The sequence below is a fragment of the uncultured Winogradskyella sp. genome (assembly GCF_963975125.1).
Classification (GTDB): domain Bacteria; phylum Bacteroidota; class Bacteroidia; order Flavobacteriales; family Flavobacteriaceae; genus Winogradskyella.
The window spans coordinates 1-5,922 of sequence record NZ_CAXBGB010000122.1 but is presented as its reverse complement, the minus strand read 5'-3'; the positions used below and the strand labels follow the sequence as shown (position 1 = coordinate 5,922).

Annotated in this window: 5 protein-coding genes; all 5 read left to right on the top strand. The window is 35.2% G+C overall.

The window, feature by feature from the left end:
• Nucleotides 1-157 precede the first annotated feature (157 nt).
• Entirely contained in the window at nucleotides 158-1,258 is a 1,101-nt protein-coding gene (locus tag AAC053_RS13340; protein ID WP_339757603.1) for a PQQ-dependent sugar dehydrogenase, read from the top strand.
• 102 nt (nucleotides 1,259-1,360) lie between these two features.
• On the top strand, nucleotides 1,361-1,966 hold the full coding sequence (gene udk / locus AAC053_RS13335) for a uridine kinase (protein ID WP_339757600.1): 606 nt from the start codon (nucleotides 1,361-1,363) through the stop codon (nucleotides 1,964-1,966).
• Nucleotides 1,966-2,292 (top strand): septum formation initiator family protein, encoded by a 327-nt coding sequence (locus tag AAC053_RS13330; RefSeq protein ID WP_339757597.1) that lies wholly within the window; start codon nucleotides 1,966-1,968, stop codon nucleotides 2,290-2,292. Before udk ends, AAC053_RS13330 begins: the two co-directional genes overlap by 1 nt.
• The gene (locus AAC053_RS13325) at nucleotides 2,285-3,667 is read left to right on the top strand and encodes a methylmalonyl-CoA mutase subunit beta (RefSeq protein WP_339757595.1); all 1,383 of its coding nucleotides are present in this window, start codon (nucleotides 2,285-2,287) and stop codon (nucleotides 3,665-3,667) included. The genes AAC053_RS13330 and AAC053_RS13325 overlap by 8 nt, the downstream gene beginning before the upstream one ends.
• 55 nt (nucleotides 3,668-3,722) lie before the next feature.
• Nucleotides 3,723-5,846, top strand: a complete 2,124-nt coding sequence (gene scpA, locus AAC053_RS13320; protein WP_339757593.1) for a methylmalonyl-CoA mutase — start codon at nucleotides 3,723-3,725, stop codon at nucleotides 5,844-5,846.
• The last annotated feature ends 76 nt before the right edge of the window (nucleotides 5,847-5,922 follow it).

The window sequence follows — 5,922 nt, the reverse complement described above, 5'->3', positions numbered from 1 at the left end:
TGCGGCCTCCACGTCCCAAACGTGGCGCGATAACCGGGCTACGCTACACCCCGAATTTTATAGTTATCATTTTCGGACTGCAAATATAGAGTTTTTCTTTCTATTCCAACAACATTTATTTAACTTTAAAAACTAATTTATTCAAGACATTTCAGACATGAAATTAAGACTTTCTTTTCTCAGTATAATCCTAATTTGCATCTTAACCTGTGCTCAAGATAAAAACCCAATAAACACAGATAATAGTTATGAATTAATTGTCTCAGACCTAAATATTCCATGGGGATTTACATTTCTTCCAGATGGTTCTATGTTAATAAATGAAAAAGCAGGAGAGCTCATCCATTTCAAAAACGGAAAGAAAACAACAATTTCCGGATTACCAGAGGTTTATGTTAACGGACAGGGTGGTCTTATGGATATTATTTTGCATCCAAACTATAAAGAAAATGGTTGGATTTATTTCTCTTACGCATCGTCAGAAGGTGAAAATCAAGGTGGAAATACTGCGATAGCCAGAGCAAAACTAAATGGAAATAGAATAGACAATTTAAACGTGCTATACAAAGCAATACCAAATAGCAGAAGGGGTCAACATTTCGGTTCACGGCTCGTTTTTGATAAAGACGGTTACTTATTCTTTACTATTGGAGAACGTGGAAATAGAGATGTAAATCCTCAAGATATTACAAGAGATTGCGGAAAAGTATATCGTCTTAATGATGATGGCTCCATACCAAATGACAATCCTTTTGTAAATGAACCCAATGCCAAGAAGGCCATTTATTCTTACGGCCACAGAAATCCACAAGGCATGACGCTTCATCCGCAGACTAAAGAAATCTGGACACACGAGCATGGTCCAAAAGGAGGGGATGAAATAAATATCATTAAAGCCGGAAAAAACTATGGCTGGCCAGTAATTAGCTATGGAATTAATTATAATGGTTCAAAGTTTACAGAAATCACAGAAAAAGAAGGCATGGAACAACCACTCCACTATTGGATTCCATCTATTGCTCCAAGCGGAATGGCATTCATTAATAGCGATAAATATGGCAGTTGGAACGGAAATCTTTTAATAGGCTCATTAAAGTTTCGATATTTAGACATGTGCTCACTAAAAAATAATAAAGTGATTAAAGAAGAGAGATTGCTTGATGGGTTAGGTAGAGTAAGATGTGTAGAACAAGGGCCTGATGGTTATATTTATGTAGGAATAGAAAATTTAGGCATCGTAAAACTTATAAAACATTAATGAAATCAATTTGAAAACCAGCCAAAGTTTCCAAATTATAATATTCATTTTAAGGTCATATTAATTAACTTTGTAAGACTCTAACTAAATCAAAATTTAAACATGCTTATTATAGGAATTGCAGGAGGAACAGGATGCGGAAAGACAACCGTAGTTAATACAATTTTAAATGAATTGCCAGAAGGTGAAGTTGGAGTGATTTCACAAGATTCTTATTATAAAGACACGTCGCATTTAAGTTATGACGAACGTATTAAAATCAATTTTGATCACCCACGTTCTATAGATTTTGAATTATTAGAAAATCATCTTAAAGAACTAAAAAAAGGAAATTCCATTGACCAACCTGTATATTCATTTGTAAAACACAATCGTACAGGAGATACCATTTCTACAAAACCAAGAAAAGTAATGATTGTTGAAGGGATTTTAATTCTATCTCATGCAGAGATTAGAGATCTTTTTGATATAAAAATATTTGTTCATGCAGATTCTGACGAGCGACTAATTCGTCGTCTAAAACGAGACATCACTGAACGTGGTCGTGATATAAATGAAGTTCTAAACAGATACCAAACGACCTTAAAACCAATGCATCAGCAATTTATTGAACCCATGAAAGAATATGCTGATATTATAATTCCAAATAACAAATACAACACGGTTGCTGTAGATATCGTTAGAACAATAATAAACGAACGTCTGTAATGAGCATCTGGAACAATAAATATCTAAAACCATTTAAGAACATTTACCTCATTGTTCTTATTGTCTTTGTGGTTTGGATGTTATTTTTTGATGCTCATTCCTGGTTGTTTCATCACGAATTAAATTCTGATGTTGAAGAACTAGAATATCAAAAAGATCATTATAGAAATGAAATAACAAAAGACGATAAGGCCATAAAGGAATTGAGTACAGAAGAAGGCATAGAACGCACTGCACGCGAAACCTATTACATGAAAAAGCCTAACGAAGACATTTATATTATTGAATACGAAGACAGTATAGTTAAACAAAAACAAGATGAGTAAATCTTTATTTAATGATTTTGAAGGTGTACCCTCAAAAGCTTGGAAGCAAAAGATTCAAGTCGATTTAAAAGGTGCAGATTACAACGATACGTTAATCTGGAAAACCAATGAAGGCATAGATGTAAAACCTTTTTATCATGCTGACGAGTTTAAAACTTTACCAGAAGTCTCCAAGAGCAAGGCTACGCAATGGAAAATTTGCCAATCTATAGAAGTTACAGACGCCAAAGATGCTAATTTAAAAGCTATCGAAGCCATTAAACATGGTGTTGAAAGTATTTTGTACCAAATAAAATCTGAAACTATTTCTATTAAATATTTATTTCAAAATATTGACATCGCAAGTATACCTATAGAAATTAAGTGTGATTTTCTTTCGGAAGACTTTACTAAAAAATTAGATGCTTTCATTGAGAGCAAAGTCAAGCAATCTCTCACTTACTCGCACACTGACATCATACACAACCTAGCAAAAACAGGCAATTGGCACACCAACCTCAAAGAAGATCATACAATCTTTGAAACCCTAATAAAAAAGACCAATCAACTTAGTATAGATTTAAGCCTATACCAAAACGCTGGAGCCACCATTGTACAACAACTAGCTTATGGATTAGCACATGCTAACGAATATTTAAATCATCTCGATACCGTCATTGCAAATGAAGCGAAGCAATCTCTTCAAGTTACTTTCAATGTTTCTATAGGTTCAAACTACTTTTTCGAAATTTCAAAACTAAGAGCACTACGACAATTGTGGGCAACGTTAGCTTCTGAATATGGAGTAAATACAGACTGTAGAATAATTGCAACACCTAGCAAACGCAATAAAACCATTTACGATTATAATGTAAATATGTTACGTACAACTACAGAATGCATGAGTGCTGTTATTGGTGGTGCCAATACAATTTACAACTTACCTTATGATTCACTCTATCATAAAGCAAATAAATTTGGAAACCGAATTTCGAGAAATCAGTTATTAGTTTTAAAGCATGAAAGCTATTTTGATAAAGTTAATAATCCAGCAGATGGAACTTATTATATTGAAAGTTTAACAGATCAATTATCTGAAAAAGCACTTCAACTTTTCAAAAATATTGAAGCCAATGGAGGCATTTTAAAGCAACTAAAAGAAGGTACAATTCAGCGAAAAATCAAAGATAGTGCAGCCAAAGATCAAGCCAATTTTGATACTGAAAAACTAGTGCTTTTAGGTTCAAACAAACATCCAAATTTTGCTGATAAAATGAAAAATAACCTAAAAGTCAGTCCTTTTTTAAAAATTAAAAAACGCAAAACACTAATTGAACCAATTATTGAAAAAAGATTATCTGAAAAATTGGAAATCAATAGATTAAATAAAGAGTAAAACTGAATATAGACAAAAACTATAGTTGAGTTTCAGCATTAAAATTACAATTAATATGTCAAGAAAAAACCTTCAACATATAACCATAGAACCAAACGCTAATAGCCAAGAGCCAAGAGCCAAAAGCCATTTTTTAACAGCTGAAGATATAGATGTAAAATCAACCTATTCAAAAGAAGACATTAAAGATCTAGAGCATCTCAACTTCGTAGCTGGTATCGCACCAAATCTTCGAGGACCATACTCAACAATGTATGTTCGCAGACCATGGACAATTAGGCAATATGCAGGCTTCTCAACAGCAGAAGAAAGTAACGCATTTTACAGACGAAATTTAGCAGCCGGACAAAAAGGATTGTCAGTCGCTTTCGATTTAGCAACACATAGAGGTTACGATTCCGATCACGAACGTGTAGTTGGTGACGTAGGTAAAGCAGGAGTTGCAATTGATTCGGTTGAAGACATGAAAATTCTTTTCGACCAAATTCCTTTAGATAAAATGTCGGTTTCCATGACTATGAATGGTGCTGTTTTGCCAATCATGGCATTTTACATAGTCGCGGCAGAAGAACAAGGAGTAAAGCCAGAACAATTAGCAGGAACCATTCAAAATGATATTCTAAAAGAATTCATGGTACGGAATACTTACATCTATCCACCTACTCCATCAATGAAAATCATTTCAGATATTTTTGAGTTTTCAAGCAAAAACATGCCAAAATTCAATAGTATTAGTATTTCTGGTTACCACATGCAAGAAGCTGGTGCCACCTGCGATATCGAATTGGCTTACACCTTAGCAGATGGTTTAGAATATATTCGTAAAGGCTTAGATGCAGGCATGGATATAGACACCTTTGCTCCTCGCCTATCTTTCTTTTGGGCTATTGGTATGAACCATTTTATGGAAATCGCCAAAATGCGCGCTGCACGTATGCTTTGGGCAAAATTGGTAAAGCAATTCAATCCAAAGAATCAAAAATCATTGGCTTTGAGAACGCATTGCCAGACTTCTGGTTGGAGTTTAACAGAACAAGATCCTTTTAATAATGTTGCTAGAACCTGTATTGAAGCTTCCGCAGCTGCTTTTGGTGGCACACAGAGTTTACATACCAACGCACTAGATGAAGCGATTGCCTTACCAACAGATTTCTCGGCTCGTATTGCACGTAACACGCAAATCTATTTACAAGAAGAAACCAACATCACCAAAACTGTAGACCCTTGGGCTGGTAGTTATTATGTTGAAAAGTTAACGCATGATATTGCTCAAAAAGCATGGCAACTCATTGAAGAAGTTGAGGAATTAGGCGGAATGACCAAAGCCATTGAAGCCGGAATACCAAAACTACGTATAGAAGAAGCTGCTGCCAGAAAACAAGCTAGGATAGATTCTAGTCAAGATATTATCGTTGGTGTTAATAAATATAGATTAGACAAAGAAGATCCAATAGCTACCCTCGAAGTAGATAACCAAACCGTACGAACGCAACAAATTAAACGTTTAGAACATATTAAAGCGACTCGCGATACTGATGCTGTGAACGAAGCTTTATTAAAATTGACAAAAGCTGCGAAGACAAGTGAAGATAATTTGTTAGCTTTAGCCATAGATGCGGCAAGAAAACGTGCCACATTAGGTGAAATAAGCGATGCTTTAGAAGTTGAATTTGGACGACACAAAGCACAATTAAAATCATTTTCAGGAGTGTACAGCAAAGAAATAAAAGACGATAAGAGTTTCCAGAAAGCCAGAGAGCTCGCAGACCAATTTGCAGAGCAAGATGGTCGCAGGCCTCGTATTATGATTGCCAAAATGGGACAAGACGGACACGATAGAGGCGCCAAAGTCGTCGCAACAGGTTATGCAGATGTTGGCTTTGATGTCGATATTGGTCCACTGTTTCAAACACCAAAGGAAGCCGCAAAACAAGCCGTAGAAAACGATGTACACATTCTTGGTGTATCTTCACTGGCTGCAGGACATAAAACATTAGTACCACAAGTTATCGAAGAACTTAAAGCCTATGGCAGAGATGATATTATGGTTATTGTTGGTGGAGTGATCCCAAAACAAGATTACCAATATTTATTTGATGCTGGTGCTGTAGCTGTTTTTGGTCCTGGCACTAAAATTAGCGCAGCTGCAATTCAGGTTTTAGAGATATTGATTGATTAACGCTTCTACATAAATTATTATAAAACTAAACCACTATGGACTCAAAGTCCATAGGTTTTTAAATCTGACTAAAGTC